This window comes from Pseudomonas ekonensis, from assembly GCF_019145435.1.
GTDB lineage: Bacteria > Pseudomonadota > Gammaproteobacteria > Pseudomonadales > Pseudomonadaceae > Aquipseudomonas > Aquipseudomonas ekonensis.
The window spans coordinates 527456-543518 of the sequence record NZ_JAHSTS010000002.1; the positions used below are offsets into that span (position 1 = coordinate 527456).

16 protein-coding genes are annotated in these 16063 nt (G+C 57.6%); 14 read left to right on the forward strand and 2 right to left on the reverse strand.

Features of this window, described 5'->3' with window-relative positions; translation table 11 throughout:
* Window positions 1-158: 158 nt before the first annotated feature.
* Window positions 159-518 (reverse strand): DUF6124 family protein, encoded by a 360-nt coding sequence (locus KVG96_RS15295; RefSeq protein ID WP_217892894.1) that lies wholly within the window; start codon window positions 516-518, stop codon window positions 159-161.
* Between the two features lie 1075 nt (window positions 519-1593).
* Between KVG96_RS15295 and KVG96_RS15300 the strand changes: the two genes are divergently transcribed.
* From KVG96_RS15300 to KVG96_RS15310, 3 genes are all read left to right on the forward strand, one after another.
* Window positions 1594-3018, forward strand: coding sequence for an asparagine synthase-related protein (locus KVG96_RS15300; RefSeq protein WP_217892895.1), 1425 nt, complete (start codon window positions 1594-1596; stop codon window positions 3016-3018).
* Between the two features lie 278 nt (window positions 3019-3296).
* Window positions 3297-3713, forward strand: a complete 417-nt coding sequence (locus KVG96_RS27700) for a lasso peptide biosynthesis B2 protein (RefSeq protein WP_225927476.1) — start codon at window positions 3297-3299, stop codon at window positions 3711-3713.
* 13 nt (window positions 3714-3726) lie between these two features.
* Window positions 3727-5382 carry an ATP-binding cassette domain-containing protein gene (locus KVG96_RS15310; protein WP_217892897.1) on the forward strand — a complete coding sequence of 552 codons (1656 nt, stop codon included), beginning with the start codon at window positions 3727-3729 and terminating at the stop codon, window positions 5380-5382.
* Between the two features lie 226 nt (window positions 5383-5608).
* On the opposite strand, the gene KVG96_RS15315 is transcribed toward KVG96_RS15310, so the two are convergent.
* The gene (locus tag KVG96_RS15315; protein ID WP_217892898.1) at window positions 5609-6286 is read right to left on the reverse strand and encodes an alpha/beta family hydrolase; all 678 of its coding nucleotides are present in this window, start codon (window positions 6284-6286) and stop codon (window positions 5609-5611) included.
* 96 nt (window positions 6287-6382) lie between these two features.
* Here KVG96_RS15315 and ccoN (KVG96_RS15320) point away from each other — a divergent pair, with 96 nt between their 5' ends.
* The 11 genes from ccoN (KVG96_RS15320) (at window position 6383) to KVG96_RS15370 (ending at window position 15954) form a co-directional block, all read left to right on the forward strand.
* Complete coding sequence (gene ccoN, locus KVG96_RS15320; protein WP_217892899.1) at window positions 6383-7807, forward strand: cytochrome-c oxidase, cbb3-type subunit I; 1425 nt, start codon at window positions 6383-6385, stop codon at window positions 7805-7807.
* A gap of 10 nt (window positions 7808-7817) precedes the next feature.
* Window positions 7818-8426 carry a cytochrome-c oxidase, cbb3-type subunit II gene (gene ccoO / locus KVG96_RS15325; RefSeq protein WP_085577556.1) on the forward strand — a complete coding sequence of 203 codons (609 nt, stop codon included), beginning with the start codon at window positions 7818-7820 and terminating at the stop codon, window positions 8424-8426.
* Between the two features lie 3 nt (window positions 8427-8429).
* Window positions 8430-8630, forward strand: coding sequence for a cbb3-type cytochrome oxidase subunit 3 (locus tag KVG96_RS15330; protein ID WP_085577557.1), 201 nt, complete (start codon window positions 8430-8432; stop codon window positions 8628-8630).
* On the forward strand, window positions 8627-9580 hold the full coding sequence (gene ccoP / locus KVG96_RS15335; RefSeq protein ID WP_217892900.1) for a cytochrome-c oxidase, cbb3-type subunit III: 954 nt from the start codon (window positions 8627-8629) through the stop codon (window positions 9578-9580). The genes KVG96_RS15330 and ccoP (KVG96_RS15335) overlap by 4 nt, the downstream gene beginning before the upstream one ends.
* Before the next feature lie 480 nt (window positions 9581-10060).
* Window positions 10061-11503, forward strand: coding sequence for a cytochrome-c oxidase, cbb3-type subunit I (gene ccoN / locus KVG96_RS15340; RefSeq protein ID WP_085577559.1), 1443 nt, complete (start codon window positions 10061-10063; stop codon window positions 11501-11503).
* Window positions 11503-12111, forward strand: a complete 609-nt coding sequence (gene ccoO / locus KVG96_RS15345; RefSeq protein ID WP_085577560.1) for a cytochrome-c oxidase, cbb3-type subunit II — start codon at window positions 11503-11505, stop codon at window positions 12109-12111. Before ccoN (KVG96_RS15340) ends, ccoO (KVG96_RS15345) begins: the two co-directional genes overlap by 1 nt.
* Before the next feature lie 6 nt (window positions 12112-12117).
* The gene (locus KVG96_RS15350) at window positions 12118-12303 is read left to right on the forward strand and encodes a CcoQ/FixQ family Cbb3-type cytochrome c oxidase assembly chaperone (protein WP_003175465.1); all 186 of its coding nucleotides are present in this window, start codon (window positions 12118-12120) and stop codon (window positions 12301-12303) included.
* Complete coding sequence (gene ccoP, locus KVG96_RS15355) at window positions 12300-13283, forward strand: cytochrome-c oxidase, cbb3-type subunit III (RefSeq protein WP_217892901.1); 984 nt, start codon at window positions 12300-12302, stop codon at window positions 13281-13283. Before KVG96_RS15350 ends, ccoP (KVG96_RS15355) begins: the two co-directional genes overlap by 4 nt.
* A gap of 227 nt (window positions 13284-13510) precedes the next feature.
* Entirely contained in the window at window positions 13511-13720 is a 210-nt protein-coding gene (locus KVG96_RS15360; RefSeq protein ID WP_217892902.1) for a hypothetical protein, read from the forward strand.
* Between the two features lie 267 nt (window positions 13721-13987).
* The gene (gene ccoG / locus KVG96_RS15365; protein ID WP_217892903.1) at window positions 13988-15403 is read left to right on the forward strand and encodes a cytochrome c oxidase accessory protein CcoG; all 1416 of its coding nucleotides are present in this window, start codon (window positions 13988-13990) and stop codon (window positions 15401-15403) included.
* Window positions 15404-15414: 11 nt separating this feature from the next.
* Window positions 15415-15954: a FixH family protein gene (locus tag KVG96_RS15370; protein ID WP_217892904.1), complete on the forward strand. Its 540-nt coding sequence runs from the start codon at window positions 15415-15417 to the stop codon at window positions 15952-15954.
* Window positions 15955-16063: the final 109 nt, after the last annotated feature.

The window sequence follows — 16063 nt, forward strand, 5'->3', positions numbered from 1 at the left end:
TAGCGAACGCTTCCGGGTTTTTTATTGCCAATCTGGAATCAAGGCTGACGGGTGAATCGCCATCGCGAGCAGGCTCGCTCCTACAGTGGATGTGTACACGACGAATATCCCCTGTAGGAGCGAGCCTGCTCGCGATAAGGCCAAAACAGCCGGCGAAATTATCGTGGCAACTTCAGCTTATCCAGCAGTCGATTGACCAACAGTTCGTTGAGCATGATCAGCTGTTGCAGCGCCAGCAGCGGCTTACGCTCCGGACCTCTCGCCGAGTTAGCGATATTGCCGGCCATGGCGTTGGCCGTCGACAGCGATTCGCAGGCTTCGACCAGCAGCGTTTCGTCATCCAGCGTGGGGTCGACGAGGTAGATCGGACGGGCCTTCGGAGGGAAGTACTCCGGGATTTCGGGGCCCAGGTAATAGTCGAGTGCGCGGTCGACGGCTTCTTTTGTCTTTCGAGACTCAAGTTCGGGGTCGTGGGAGGTTGGATCGGTTTCTGGCGGGTTGGGTGTGGCTTTGAACATAGATAAGACTCCAATTCGAAAAACGGGAGCCATCACCCTCGCTACCAAACGGCGGGCGGTGGCCATGCGCGGGTTGGTAGACCGGTCGAATTGGAAAACCCGGCGCTCACGAATGAGCCCCACGCACGCCCACCATAGAATGCTGAACCCAGATAAGAGGCAGCATTGACGGTGTCGCTGTCATCACAACTCGAAGCGGGCTACCAAACCCGATCACTGTTTCTCAGTGACAGGGACACGATAGAGCCCTCTCCAAGCCGCGTAAGCCGGCGGATTCTGGCGTAGGCGTAGGCAACGACGCAAGGCATTGTGGCCCTTATGACGTAACGCCTCGTGTACTTTAAACACGCTCACGAAATCATGTTTAGGCGCATAAAGCTCCGGACACTCTTATCTTGTGACGTCGCCTGGCTTTCCGCTTTCGTGAACAAGTCCGGCTCCGCAGTTTGGCCATATTCACCCAGGCAAGACTGGTCGGTTGTCAGGCCAGCTTCGTGATCCGTAAATCTCCAGCCCCCTCGTAATGTACAAATGATGTTTAGGGCCAATCCAATCCAGTTTAAAAAATCATTAAATACCCATCCTATGCCTACAGACCTTCTCTCCATTGCCTACAACAACCAAAGACTCCCCCGACTTGTTAGTTCGGTACGCGAAAACTAACATGGCACGGCCACTGAGAACTGCAAAAGATGAATCGGGCGCCCCAGATACATCGAACGGTGCCAGAGGTCTTTATCAATTCGACTGAACATTGGCCTCATAGAAAGGCTTTTGGACAGTCCTGTACTACCTCACCCACAACCTATTCAGACACAAAACAAAGGACTGGATCATGCATAAAAGGAAAACGGATTTAGCTCTTGTCAAAACAAGCCACCTGCTAACGCTCAAAGCGAGTTCGACAATCAATGGCTATGGTGGCGGCTGCATTATGGAGGGAAAATACTTCATCGAGCGACCAGATTGCGGGCTTAGAATCCGAAAACCCAGGTAAGTATTAAGTGTAATTATTGGGCGCCCCTTACCGGGCGCCCAATAACAAATAGAGATCACACAAAGCCAAGGAATGGTTGTGAACAAAGAAGACAAGTCTTACCTGGCATACAACAAACAATCAGAACACCCGGCCACCGTTAAAAACAAGATAGTTCATATAAATCCGTTATCATCCTACAAGATGATGGTGATCAATAGTAACGATGGCAGCGTAGCAGGCGATGATTTTGAACAGAGCATCTCCAGCAAAGAGCCAGACACATATCAAATACTTCGACAAATCATCCAAAACGAACCCATTTCGACCTCCACCTATTGGCAAGGATACCTATTACTCCCCCCTGCCCACACTTACACCTACGACACTCAGTTAAAAACCAGTATCATCAAGACAGACTTGACCAGCCTTAAGGCTCAACGACCTCATGCAAATGAAGACCCGTTCGAACTGATAACCGCACACATTTCCGAAGTACATAAAAACAATAACAACGGTAAGATTGTAGTGCGTTTTTCTGGCGGCGTCGACTCTACCTGCTTATTACTCGCGGCGATTGAGGTCGCGGGGAAAGACCATGTAATCGCAATCACTTGGCTTGACGACAAATGCAGCGCAAATGAAGACAAAAACACCTCCATTGCTTTATGCAACTCAATGAATGTAAAGCACTTATTATTCAAGCTTGAGCCACAAGACTTTTTCCAAAATATAAACCCTACTGATCATTTTTGCATCAACCCCAGCATGGCTTCTGATCAGGTTTTCAAGAATGAACGCGACTTCATTTCCTCTCGACTAGGTGACGAATACATTATATTGGATGGCCACGGTGGTGATCACCTGTTTCTAGACCCCATCCCCACTATTGCGTTTCAACATCCAATCAGAGAAAAAAGATTACTCAAGGGAATTGAAGTTGCCACAACGATCTCCAGGCTAACCGGATCAAGCATCTACGAAACCCTTACTCACAACAGAAACCAACGAGCCAATGAAACCGACAGGCTAAACTATTTTTTCAATATACAGATTTCTTCGCAACCGAAACAAGAACCCCCCAAGACTTTAGTCGATGAACATGTACAAGCTATCGCACAGGCTATTTCCCAGAACTCAACGGACTCAACCCTGAAAAAGCCTGGTAACATTTTTTATCCATTCACAAGCAAAATAATGATTGAGTATGCATTAACGCAGGATCCCTACACCATGTTCAATGAGCGTGACACACGAGCCCCACTAAAGCTGGCCATCCGTAAAAAATACCCTTGGATACAGCTTCGAAGCGATAAAGGCCATATAACAGGTGCCTATCAAAAAGCATTAAAACTCCATCAAACAGCCATCTTAAACAAGATTCGCAACAGCTGGCTAGCTCAACAAAACATAATCAACATGCCCAACATTGAACGTTCCATCACCCATTCAACAATGGGACTGGGAGGCATCGAAAAAAACCTGCTGAAAATAATATGCGCCTGCCTAATTAAAGCCAATTAAAAAATGGAAAGAAAATGGATTTTACTTTTCAGCCTCATGCCCACCCTATCTTGATGCACAGCCAACTTATCATACTTGACGAGAAACTTGACACCTACATAATCCTTAACGAACCACAAACCACTTCACTCACCACAGGTAGAAAAGGGTGCATTCAACACAATACAATCAGACAAGAACTAATTTCTCTAAACATCATAACCGATTCGGCCGACCACTCTAGACCTCTAACGAATGCGAGTAATGACTATGAGGGAATCGACAACTATGTATGGAGAATGAATAACCGACATCCCCGTCAACGCTTCAAATTGCTGCCGACGTTAAGAGCCTGCTTTGACCTTATTTCGTTGAAGGTAGTACTCACACTCGGCGGGTTGGAATACTGCCTGAATAGAATGAGAGCTTCGAAAAAATCCTTTACTGTCCCTCCCGCACCAGCGTGGCACAAAAGCATTGAAGACTACGCACACGGAATTCGCATCGCCTCACTTATCCTGCCATTTAAAGTCAAGTGCCTGGAATCCTCCATATGCATCTTTAAGCATGCCATCAGAAACGACAAAAACTGTGATTTTTTTATTGGCGTCCAGCTATTCGACTTTCTTTCGCATGCATGGGTAGAAGTAGATGGAAAAGTCGTGGCCGATGATCCGCACCTATCACGAAAGCTTCCAAAAATACTAACGATATAAGGTCGCACTTCAAATGAAATGGACTCACCAGTACTTAACAATATTCAAGATAATCTCCAGGCACTATCGAAACTTTACCCTCAGCTTTGCAGGCGTCTCGATTATTTTCCTTTTTTGCAGTGTGTTGAACTCGCTTCTTCCCGTACTGTTGAGGAATACCGCAAACTCCATTCAAGACGCGAACAACCTACAAACACAGTTCCTTTTCTTTGCAGTTTCTTACTCGACCATATGGACACTTTCGCAAGTTCTGTCGAACATACGCGGCATTTTCTCAGCCTGGATACTCGCAAAATGTGACACCACCATCTACGAGACAATCATTAACAAAGTTTTTCGATACCCGTACAGAAAACAACAAAATCTTGATCCTGGCTATGTTGTATCCGACATAAACAGATCCGCAAGCAGCTTCAGCATGGTGACGGTAGGCGTATTCTGGACGATTATTCCCATCGCAGCAGAAATCATTATTGCCATCAGCGTACTTTATTCGCTCATGGGGTTCACCTATGCACTTTTCTTCCTCCTCTCTTCCTTGATATTGATTGGCATATCGACGTACGTGGCCAAATCCAGCTCAAACATTCACCGTGAATTGTTCGAGGCTGATGACAACTTATCCAGCTACACAGTTGAACGGCTTGGTCGAACTTACGATATAAAGCTCAACAACACACAACACAAGGAATGTCACGCAGGAAAGGTTTTTTTCGACAGCTACGTCAAGACAATCAGAAAAGCCAATCTTCATATGGGCATACGAGTCGGTGCCCAAGGGTTAGCGATTGGGGTCGTGCTGGGTTTTTTTGTTATTTTTTCAGGCACCCATTATGGTTCGACACTGACAACAGGTGATTTCGTCATGATCATTGGCTACATCACAATGTTCACGATGCAATTACATTTACTGGCAGGGACGCTTATAAACCTTCAGGCGAATATCGTCTCCCTGAATGACGGCGTCAAATACATTGAGGAAAAGATAAACCCTCCGCACAAACCAAAGACCTCTCAGACCGCACAGGGCTTTGTCCTGAACAACCTGTCACTCAGCAAAGACAACAACATCATACTTTCCAACATCACCCATCAGTTCAACCCAGGTGTAAATATCATCTCAGGTACCTCCGGCGCAGGAAAAACAACACTTATCAATACACTTTTGGGTTTCGAAGAAAGCTATACCGGAACCGCACACTATAAAGGACATCCGATAAACGAGAGCATGAGCGAATTCATACTCTCTGAAGTTTCCGTGGCGCCACAAAAGCCCATCCTGATCGGTGGAACCTTTAAGGACAACCTCCTTTATGGCGCTGATAAAGTCTGCTCGCAGAAGCTGAGAGAGGTCGTTGAGCTTCTGAGGTTTTCGCGGAAGGACTCCGATACTGATGCTTTGCTAGACACCGTAATAGGCGCAGCAAATAGCGAACTCAGCGGAGGAGAAAAGCAACGAGTTGCTATTGGCCGAGCCATTTTAAGAGACAAGCCTACCGTGATATTAGATGAACCGACCTCGGCACTCGACGAGAAAACGGCGCACACCATCATAGAGTGGCTCGCCGCCAACATACCTTGCTTAATAATTGTCACTCATGATGAGAACTTAAAGAAAAGATACGGAGTGGCTATAGAGCTGAGCGAAAAACAACTTCAGACCACCTAGTCGCTCAGCCCCCTCGAACACCGGTGTGCGTGACCACACATAGAGGCCTGTTCCCGAAAGGTTTCCGACAAGAAAGAAAGCTGAGGCATGATGGACGACTTTACTTTGCCGCTATCCGGAACGCCTTGATCCGACACGGCGGCGCCTGGGCTGACACCATCGCCAGCAGGCTGGCCCCCACAGGGATAGGCGCACGACGCAGATCCAATGTGGGAGGCCCTCACGCTCACCGAAGAAACGCAGCGACCTTCCCCGCCGCAGCCGCCAAATGCTGCTCATGCGTAAACCCGGAAACCTTCAGCGGCTTCAGGTCATGATCCCCCGCCGCCAGCCAGCACACCTCGACACTCGGCGATAACGCATACCCCTCAACCGCCTCGCGGTTGCCCAGGGCATCCCGCTCGCCCTGCACGATCAACGTCCGCACCTTCAACGCCGCCAGATGCTCGACCCGCGGCTTCTCCGGCTTGCCCGCCGCATAGAACGGATACCCCAGGCACACCAGCGCATCCGCGCCCAGCTCATCGGCCAGCAGGCTGGCCATGCGCCCGCCCATGGACTTGCCGCCGATGGCCAACCCCCCAGCGACATGAAGTCGCACAAGGCCATACACCTCGCGCCAGCATTCCAGCAACTTCGGCGCAGGATTCGGCGGGCGTTTACTGCCGTCGATTCGGCGCTGGGCCATGTAGGGGAATTCGAAACGCAGCACGTTGACGCCTAGCGCGGCAAGGCGCCGGGCCATGTCGGTCATCCAGTCGCTGTCCATCGGCGCGCCGGCGCCGTGCGCGAGGATCAACGTCGCGTGAGCCTCGCCCGCAGCCGCGTCCCACCGCCATCCATGATCCCGCACGCACTGCGCCCATTGATCCCCGTCAATACTGGCCTTGTGCTGTTTGTCCATGCTTGCCTCGCTTTTAGTCTGCCTATAACTCCAGGCGAAGGGCGCGCGGCTTTTCTGCACGCGCGCGCTCTTCGGCTGAACCGTGGATGGGGAACCATGAACACTTCTATCAGTACCGCCTACAACTACAAGGTGGTCCGCCAATTCGCCATTATGACGGTGGTGTGGGGCATCGTCGGCATGGGCCTCGGGGTTTTTCTCGCGGCCCAATTGGTCTGGCCCGAACTCAACTTCAACCTGCCGTGGACCAGCTTCGGCCGCCTGCGCCCGCTGCACACCAACGCGGTGATCTTCGCGTTCGGCGGCTGTGCCTTGTTCGCCAGTTCGTTCTACTCGGTCCAGCGCACCTGCCAGACGCAACTGTTCGCGCCGAAGATCGCCGCGTTCTGCTTCTGGGGCTGGCAACTGGTGATCCTGCTGGCGGCCATCAGCCTGCCGCTGGGCTACACCAGCTCCAAGGAATACGCCGAGCTGGAATGGCCGATCGACATCCTGATCACCATCGTCTGGGTCGCCTACGCCATCGTGTTCTTCGGCACGGTGATGAAGCGCAACACCAAGCACATCTATGTGGGCAACTGGTTCTTCGGCGGCTTCATCATCACCGTGGCGATCCTGCACATCGTCAACAACCTTGAGTTGCCGGTGAGCCTGACCAAGTCCTATTCGGTGTACGCCGGCGCCACCGACGCCATGGTGCAGTGGTGGTACGGCCACAACGCCGTGGGCTTCTTCCTCACCGCAGGCTTCCTGGGGATGATGTACTACTTCGTGCCCAAGCAGGCCGAACGTCCGGTGTACTCGTATCGCCTGTCGATCGTGCACTTCTGGGCGCTGATCACCCTGTACATCTGGGCAGGTCCCCACCACCTGCACTACACCGCGCTGCCGGACTGGGCGCAGTCGCTGGGCATGGTGATGTCGCTGGTGCTGCTGGCCCCGAGCTGGGGCGGCATGATCAACGGCATGATGACCCTCTCGGGCGCCTGGCATAAGCTGCGCAGCGACCCGATCCTACGCTTCCTCGTGGTCTCCCTGGCGTTCTACGGCATGTCGACCTTCGAAGGCCCGATGATGGCCATCAAGACCGTCAACGCCCTCTCCCACTACACCGACTGGACCATCGGCCACGTGCACGCCGGCGCCCTCGGTTGGGTGGCGATGATCTCCATCGGCGCGCTGTACCACATGATCCCGAAAGTCTTCGGCAAAGAGCAGATGCACAGCATCGGCCTGATCAACGCGCACTTCTGGCTCGCCACCATCGGCACCGTGCTCTACATCGCCTCGATGTGGGTCAACGGCATCGCCCAGGGCCTGATGTGGCGTGCGGTGAACGAGGACGGCACCCTGACCTACTCCTTCGTCGAGACCCTGGTGGCCAGCCACCCAGGCTTCGTCGTGCGGCTGATCGGCGGCGCGATCTTCCTCAGCGGCATGCTGCTGATGGCTTACAACACCTGGCGCACCGTGCGGGCCTCGCAGCCTGCAGACGTCGTTGCCGCCGCGCAGATGGCCTGAGGAGTCCGCCATGAAACACGAAACGATTGAAAAGAACGTCGGCCTCCTGATGCTGCTCATGGTGTTCGCCGTGAGCATCGGCGGCCTGACCCAGATCGTCCCGCTGTTCTTCCAGGACGTGACCAACAAGCCGGTGGAAGGCATGAAGCCCTACACCGCGCTGCAACTGGAAGGCCGCGACATCTATATCCGCGAAGGCTGCGTCGGCTGCCATTCGCAGATGGTGCGGCCGTTCCGCGCCGAGACCGAACGCTACGGCCACTACTCCGTCGCCGGCGAAAGCGTGTGGGACCACCCGTTCCTGTGGGGCTCCAAGCGCACCGGCCCGGACCTGGCCCGCGTCGGCGGCCGCTACTCGGACGACTGGCACCGCGCGCACCTGTACAACCCGCGCAACGTGGTGCCGGAGTCGAAGATGCCGGCCTACCCGTGGCTGGTGACCCAGGCGGTCGACAGCAGCCACACCGAAACCAAGCTCAAGGCCATGCGCACCCTCGGCGTGCCGTACACCGACGACGACATCGGCGGCGCGGTGGCCAGCCTCAAGGGCAAGACCGAAATGGACGCCCTCGTCTCCTACCTGCAAGTGCTCGGCACTGCGATCAAGAGCAAGAGGTGAGCCATGGTCATTGAAATGAGCACAGGGCTGATCCGCGGCCTGGGCACCGTTGTCGTGTTCGTGGCCTTCGTCGGCCTGACCCTGTGGGTGTTCAACGGCAAGCGCCAACCGGAATTCGCCGAAGCGCGCCTGCTGCCGTTCGCCGACGAACCGCAACCCGACACCCCCCAAGAATCTGCACCAACAAGGAGTACCCGGCCATGACCACCTTCTGGAGTACGTGGATCTGCGTACTGACCATCGGCAGCCTGATCGGCCTGACCTGGCTGCTGGTCGGCACCCGCCGGGGCGAGACCAAGGGCAGCGTCGACCAGACCATGGGCCACAGCTTCGACGGCATCGAGGAGTACGACAACCCGCTGCCGCAGTGGTGGTTCATGCTGTTCGCCGGCACGCTGGTGTTTTCCGTCGGCTACCTGATCCTTTATCCGGGCCTGGGCAACTGGAAAGGCATCCTGCCCGGCTACGAGAACGGCTGGACCGGCGAGCACGAGTGGGAAAAGGAAATGGCCAAGGCCGACGCCAAGTTCGGGCCGATCTTCGCCAAGTTCGCGGCGATGCCGGTGGAAGAAGTGGCGAAAGATCCCCAGGCGCTGAAGATGGGCGGCCGCCTGTTCGCCTCCAACTGCTCGGTGTGCCACGGCTCCGACGCCAAGGGCGCCTTCGGCTTCCCCAACCTGACCGACAGCGACTGGCGCTGGGGCGGCAGCGCCGACACCATCAAGGCCACCATCATGGGCGGGCGGATGGCGGCGATGCCGGCCTGGGGCGAAGTGCTGGGCGAGGCCGGCGTGAAGAACGTCGCCGCGTATGTGCGCCACGGCCTGGCCGGCCTGCCGCTGCCGGCGGACAGCAAGGCCGACCTGCAGGCCGGTCAGCAAGCGTTCAGCACCACCTGCGTCGCCTGCCACGGGGCCAACGGCCAGGGCACCGAAGCCATGGGCGCGCCGAACCTGACGCACCCGGCCGGCTTCATCTACGGCACCGGCCTGACCCAACTGGAGCAGACCATCCGCCATGGCCGCCAGGGCCACATGCCGGCGCAGAGCGAATTGCTCGGCAACGATAAAGTGCAATTGGTGGCTGCTTATGTGTACAGCCTGTCGCACAAACTGAATACAGAGAACCTGCAAGCCGAAGGCAAAAAAGAGTAGTCCCTGCCCCTCCACTGCCGCATCCGTCCGGATGCGGCAGTTCCCTTCCCCTTTGCGACCCATTGTCGCACCCTGTCTGGCGCCTGCCTTTCGAATCCCCGGATTCACGACTACGCTTGCTCGATGCGGACCGGTCCGTGCCGGTTCCAGGTCGACCCCAACGGATGTGTTCGACGAATCGGCTGACGGGATGGCCGCAAGCGCCGGTGAATACCGGCTGTCGTGCCGAATGCCATCCGTCGCCCGAACCGGGCTTTTGAACACACCCCGTTACAGGTGATCTGGACCGATCACTTTTCCGCTCCGCCGGGACATTTTTCCCGAGGGTGATTTTGTCCCTACGCGGAACATGGAAAGGCCGCAGAATCAGCGTTGGAAAGCATTGACCCAGGTCATGGCGCGTTGCATTGACCCCCTGCTTTCTCCATACTTGCGGCCGATTTCAATCCTAATAAAACACCCAAACCGTGGAACCTTAGAATGAGCACAGCAATCAGTCCGACTGCTTATAACTATAAGGTAGTCCGCCAGTTCGCCATCATGACGGTGGTCTGGGGGATCCTTGGCATGGGGCTCGGTGTCTTCATCGCCTCGCAACTGGTCTGGCCGGAACTGAACTTCGGTCTGCCGTGGACGAGCTTTGGACGCCTTCGCCCGTTGCACACAAACCTGGTGATTTTTGCCTTCGGCGGATGTGCACTGTTTGCCACTTCCTACTATGTCGTGCAGCGAACCTGCCAGACGCGACTGATTTCCGACAGCCTCGCGGCCTTCACCTTCTGGGGCTGGCAAGCGGTGATCGTCGGCGCGATCATTACCTTGCCGATGGGTTTCACCACCACCAAGGAATACGCTGAACTGGAGTGGCCGCTGGCCATTCTGCTGGCCATTGTCTGGGTCACCTACGGTCTGGTGTTCTTCGGCACCATCACCAAGCGCAAGACCAAGCACATCTACGTGGGCAACTGGTTCTACGGCGCCTTCATCGTCGTGACCGCGATGCTGCACATCGTCAACCACATGTCGCTGCCGGTCAGCCTGTTCAAGTCCTACTCCGCCTACTCCGGCGCGACCGACGCGATGATCCAGTGGTGGTACGGCCACAACGCCGTGGGCTTCTTCCTGACCACCGGCTTCCTGGGGATGATGTACTACTTCGTGCCGAAGCAGGCCGAGCGTCCGATCTACTCCTATCGCCTGTCCATCGTGCACTTCTGGGCCCTGATCACTCTGTACATCTGGGCAGGTCCCCACCACCTGCACTACACCGCGCTGCCGGATTGGGCACAATCGCTGGGCATGGCGATGTCGATCATCCTGCTGGCCCCGAGCTGGGGCGGCATGATCAACGGCATGATGACCCTGTCGGGCGCCTGGCATAAGTTGCGCACCGACCCGATCCTGCGCTTCCTCGTGGTCTCCCTGGCGTTCTACGGCATGTCGACCTTCGAAGGCCCGATGATGGCCATCAAGACCGTCAACTCGCTCTCCCACTACACCGACTGGACCATCGGCCACGTGCACGCCGGCGCCCTCGGCTGGGTGGCGATGATCTCCATCGGCGCGATCTACCACATGATCCCGAAACTGTTCGGCCGTGCGCAGATGCACAGCACCGGCCTGATCAACGCGCACTTCTGGCTCGCCACCATCGGCACCGTGCTGTACATCGCCTCGATGTGGGTCAACGGCATCACCCAGGGCCTGATGTGGCGTGCGATCAACGACGACGGCACCCTCACCTACTCGTTCGTCGAAGCGCTGCAGGCCAGCCATCCGGGCTTCATCGTCCGCGCCCTGGGCGGTGCGTTCTTCGCCAGCGGCATGCTGCTGATGGCGTACAACGTATGGCGCACCGTGCGCGCCTCGAACCCGGCCGAAGCCGAAGCCGCCGCCAAGATCGCTGTCGTTGGAGCTCACTGATGAAGCATGAAGCCGTTGAGAAGAACATTGGCCTGCTGGCCTTCTTCATGGTCATCGCCGTCAGCGTCGGCGGCCTGACCCAGATCGTCCCGCTGTTTTTCCAGGATGTCACCAACAAGCCGGTCGAAGGCATGAAGCCGCGCACCGCCCTTGAACTGGAAGGCCGCGACGTCTACATCGCCAACGGATGCGTCGGCTGCCACTCGCAGATGATCCGTCCGTTCCGCGCCGAAACCGAACGTTACGGCCACTACTCCGTCGCCGGCGAAAGCGTCTGGGACCACCCGTTCCTGTGGGGCTCCAAGCGCACCGGCCCGGACCTGGCCCGCGTCGGCGGCCGCTACTCCGACGACTGGCAGCGTGCGCACCTGTACAACCCGCGCAACGTCGTCCCCGAGTCGAAAATGCCGGCTTACCCGTTCCTCGTGGAAAACAAGCTCGACGGCAAAGACACTGCCAAGAAAATGGAGGTCCTGCGCTCGCTCGGCGTCCCTTACACCGACGAAGACATCGCCGGTGCGAAGGATGCCGTCAAAGGCAAGACCGAAATGGACGCGCTGGTGGCCTATCTGCAAGGCCTGGGCACCATCATCAAAAGCAAACGGTGATTCTTCATGGATATCGGGATGATTCGCGGCCTGGGCACCGTTGTCGTGATGGTGGCTTTCATCGGTCTGGCACTGTGGGTGTTCAGCCCCAAGCGCAAGTCAGAGTTCGAAGACGCGACCTTGCTGCCTTTTGCGGATGATCCCGAAGCCATCAAGCACGTCGAGCAAGCTTCTAGGAGTAACAAAGAATGACTACATTCTGGAGTCTGTACGTCACAGTCCTCAGTCTCGGTACGATCTTTTCCCTGACCTGGCTGTTGCTGTCGACCCGCAAGGGCCAGCGCGCCGAGCAGACCGACGAGACCGTCGGCCACTCTTTCGACGGGATCGAAGAGTACGACAACCCCCTGCCCAAATGGTGGTTCATGCTGTTCGTGGGCACCATCGTCTTCGCCCTGGGCTACCTGGTGCTGTACCCGGGCCTGGGCAACTGGAAAGGCCTGCTGCCCGGCTACAACTACCTCGACAACGAGAAGCAGACCGCGTTCGCCAACGGCCAGACCGGCTGGACCGGCGTGCACGAGTGGGAAAAGGAAATGGCCCGTTCGGACGCCAAGTTCGGTCCGATCTTCGCCAAGTTCGCCGCCATGCCGATCGAAGACGTGGCCAAGGATCCCCAGGCCCTGAAGATGGGCGGCCGTTTGTTCGCCTCCAACTGCTCGGTCTGCCACGGCTCCGACGCCAAAGGCGCCTACGGCTTCCCGAACCTGACCGACGCCGACTGGCGCTGGGGCGGCGAGCCGGAAACCATCAAGACCACCATCATGGGCGGTCGCCACGCGGTGATGCCGGCCTGGGCCGACGTGATCGGTGAGCAAGGCGTGGCCGACGTGGCCGCGTTCGTGCTGACCAACCTCGACGGGCGCAAGCTGCCTGAAGGCACCAAGGCCGATCCGGCCAACGGCCAGAAGCTGTTCGCCGCCAACTGCGTGGCCTGCCACGGTCCGGAAGGCAAAGGCACCCCTGCCATGGGCGCACCCAACCTGACCCACCCGGCGGCGTTCATCTACGGCTCGAGCTTCGCCCAGCTGCAGCAGACCATCCGTTACGGCCGCCAGGGCCAGATGCCTGCCCAGGAGCAGCTGCAAGGCAACGACAAGGTGCACCTGCTGGCCGCCTACGTCTACAGCCTGTCCCACGGTGAAAAAGCGCCGGAAACCCAAGCCGAGTAATCCGGACGCATGCTGCAACCAAAAGCCCCGCCAGATCCCTGGCGGGGCTTTTTCGTTTTCGGCGACCGACACCGCTGGACAAGACCTTCACCCGCCTGCCCTGCCCTTACATTTCGCAACCCAAATTGATTGGGCCAAAACCGGCGAAGACGATAGCGTTCGTGCTCGGATGGCGGGCCGGCGCCCACTTTCCACTCCCGATAATCAAGCTGCAAGGAAGCATCTGGATGAACCACTGCGAATCACCCGCAACAGAAGACACCGAGACCCCGAACGCCGAGCAGGAAAATGAACATGAACATGAACATGAGACCGAAGCGACGGCAGGGCTCGACGTCCTTTCCTTCCGGGCACACGACGGCGAAACCAGGAAGGAACCCCTGAAGAAGCCCCACAACAGCGGGCTCGACAGCCTGGGAGGCGGTCGCCTTCCGTGACCCCTCCAGGGCATAACGGAGCGCGGCGCCTGCGCTGCGCTCCACCGTCAACCGCCAGGTCGGCAGACGTAATCGTCTATAGTCAATTGACCTGCATCATGCTTTGCTGCATTCGCTACACCATTCAAGATTTTTCCCCAACGCGACCAAAGGTCGCACCCTTGAGCCAGAGCGACAGGCGTATCATTGCGCCACTGCAACACCCCTTTCTGACCCCGGTCGGCACGCATCGACCGAGGCATTTTTCCACTGCCGTGGGATGCAATGATGAGCAACCAGATTCCGGTACACGACGTCACGCCCCCCAACAAGAACGCAAGCACCAGCGTCGACCTTTACGCCTCACGAGAAAAGATCTACACCCGCGCCTTCACCGGCCTGTTCCGCAACCTGCGGATGATGGGCGGCACCGTGCTGTTCCTGCTGTACTTCGGCACGGTCTGGCTCGACTGGGGCGGCCACCAGGCCGTGTGGTGGAACCTGCCGGAGCGCAAGTTCTTCATCTTCGGCGCGACCTTCTGGCCCCAGGACTTCATCCTGCTGTCGGGCATGCTGATCATCGCCGCGTTCGGCCTGTTCTTCATCACCGTGTACGCCGGCCGCGTCTGGTGCGGCTACACCTGCCCGCAAAGCGTGTGGACATGGATCTTCATGTGGTGCGAGAAGGTCACCGAAGGCGACCGCAACCAGCGCATCAAACTGGACAAGGCGCCCATGAGCGCCAACAAGTTCCTGCGCAAGTTCGCCAAGCATTCGCTGTGGCTGCTGATCGGCTTCGTCACCGGCATGACCTTCGTCGGCTACTTCTCGCCGATCCGCGAACTGGTGTTCGAGTTCTTCACCGGCCAGGCCGACGGCTGGTCGTACTTCTGGGTCGGGTTCTTCACCCTCGCCACCTACGGCAACGCCGGCTGGCTGCGCGAGCAGGTGTGCATCTACATGTGCCCGTACGCCCGCTTCCAGAGCGTGATGTTCGACAAGGACACCCTGATCGTCTCCTACGACCCGCGCCGGGGCGAAGGCCGCGGCCCGCGCAAGAAAGGCGCGGACTACAAGGCCCAGGGCCTGGGCGACTGCATCGACTGCACCATGTGCGTCCAGGTCTGCCCGACCGGCATCGACATCCGCGACGGCCTGCAGATCGAATGCATCGGCTGCGCCGCGTGCATCGACGCCTGCGACAGCATCATGGACAAGATGGACTATCCGCGCGGCCTCATCAGCTACACCACCGAACACAACCTGTCCGGGCAGAAGACCCACAAGCTGCGGCCGCGCCTGATCGGCTACGCCGTGGTGCTGCTGGCCATGATCAGCCTGCTGGTGACCGCGTTCTTCATGCGCTCGCTGGTCGGCTTCGACGTCAGCAAGGACCGCGTGCTGTACCGCGAGAACGCCGAAGGCCGGATCGAGAACGTCTACAGCCTGAAGATCATGAACAAGGACCAGCGCGACCACACCTACGTGCTGGAGGCCGCCGGCCTGCCGGACCTGCGCCTGCAAGGCAAGCGCGAGATCAAGGTGCCGGCCGGGGAAATCTTCAGCATGCCGGTCGAGCTGTCGAGCGCCCCCGAGCAACTGCCGTCGAGCACCAACGAGGTGAAATTCATCCTCAAGGACGCCGATGACGACAGCGTCCACGTTGAAGCCAAGAGCCGATTCATCGGCCCACAAAACCGTTGAGAGAAGTGAACATGCCCGCAGCCACTGCCGCAAGCCCATGGTACAAGCACCTCTGGCCCTGGATCATCATCGGGATCCTGGCCTGCTCGGTGACCCTGACCCTGTCCATGGTGACCATTGCGGTGAACCACCCGGACAACCTGGTCAACGACAACTACTACGAGGCCGGCAAAGGCATCAACCGCTCGCTGGACCGCGAGCTGCTGGCCCAGACCCTGAACCTGCGCGCCAGCGTGCACCTGGACGGCGTCACCGGCGAAGTCGACCTGCGCCTGAGCGGCAACAGCCAACCCAAGACCCTGGAGCTGAACCTGATTTCGCCGACCCAGCCGGAGAAAGACCGCAAGATCGTCCTGACCCGCAGCGAGGCCGAGAACGGCCGCTACATCGGCCAACTGGCGGACAAGATCGAAGGACGCCGGTTCGTCGAGCTGCTCGGCAGCCAGGACGACCACGTCTGGCGCATGTTCGAAGAGGAGCTGGTCAGCCACGACAAGGATCTGCTGCTGGGCGACGAGCCGCTGCAAGGCGCGGAAGACCTGGACAAGTAAAAGGCTGCGCGAAGTACATTCGCGGGCGGCCCCGCTCCCACACCGTATCTGCGGCGTTCACAGAACCTGTGGGAGCGGGCCTGCTCGCGATGAGGCCCTCCCGGACATA

What these genes read in the sequence shown, in the direction of transcription:
- KVG96_RS27700 (WP_225927476.1), top strand. Translation starts at nt 3,297, where the DNA reads ATGAATAACCGACATCCCCGTCAACGCTTCAAATTGCTGCCGACGTTA.
- ccoO (WP_085577560.1), top strand. Translation starts at nt 11,503, where the DNA reads ATGAAGCATGAAGCCGTTGAGAAGAACATTGGCCTGCTGGCCTTCTTC.
- KVG96_RS15310 (WP_217892897.1), top strand. Translation starts at nt 3,727, where the DNA reads ATGAAATGGACTCACCAGTACTTAACAATATTCAAGATAATCTCCAGG.
- KVG96_RS15295 (WP_217892894.1), bottom strand. Translation starts at nt 518, where the DNA reads ATGTTCAAAGCCACACCCAACCCGCCAGAAACCGATCCAACCTCCCAC.
- KVG96_RS15330 (WP_085577557.1), top strand. Translation starts at nt 8,430, where the DNA reads ATGGTCATTGAAATGAGCACAGGGCTGATCCGCGGCCTGGGCACCGTT.
- KVG96_RS15360 (WP_217892902.1), top strand. Translation starts at nt 13,511, where the DNA reads ATGAACCACTGCGAATCACCCGCAACAGAAGACACCGAGACCCCGAAC.
- KVG96_RS15370 (WP_217892904.1), top strand. Translation starts at nt 15,415, where the DNA reads ATGCCCGCAGCCACTGCCGCAAGCCCATGGTACAAGCACCTCTGGCCC.
- ccoG (WP_217892903.1), top strand. Translation starts at nt 13,988, where the DNA reads ATGAGCAACCAGATTCCGGTACACGACGTCACGCCCCCCAACAAGAAC.
- ccoO (WP_085577556.1), top strand. Translation starts at nt 7,818, where the DNA reads ATGAAACACGAAACGATTGAAAAGAACGTCGGCCTCCTGATGCTGCTC.
- KVG96_RS15350 (WP_003175465.1), top strand. Translation starts at nt 12,118, where the DNA reads ATGGATATCGGGATGATTCGCGGCCTGGGCACCGTTGTCGTGATGGTG.
- ccoP (WP_217892900.1), top strand. Translation starts at nt 8,627, where the DNA reads ATGACCACCTTCTGGAGTACGTGGATCTGCGTACTGACCATCGGCAGC.
- ccoN (WP_085577559.1), top strand. Translation starts at nt 10,061, where the DNA reads ATGAGCACAGCAATCAGTCCGACTGCTTATAACTATAAGGTAGTCCGC.
- ccoP (WP_217892901.1), top strand. Translation starts at nt 12,300, where the DNA reads ATGACTACATTCTGGAGTCTGTACGTCACAGTCCTCAGTCTCGGTACG.
- ccoN (WP_217892899.1), top strand. Translation starts at nt 6,383, where the DNA reads ATGAACACTTCTATCAGTACCGCCTACAACTACAAGGTGGTCCGCCAA.
- KVG96_RS15315 (WP_217892898.1), bottom strand. Translation starts at nt 6,286, where the DNA reads ATGGACAAACAGCACAAGGCCAGTATTGACGGGGATCAATGGGCGCAG.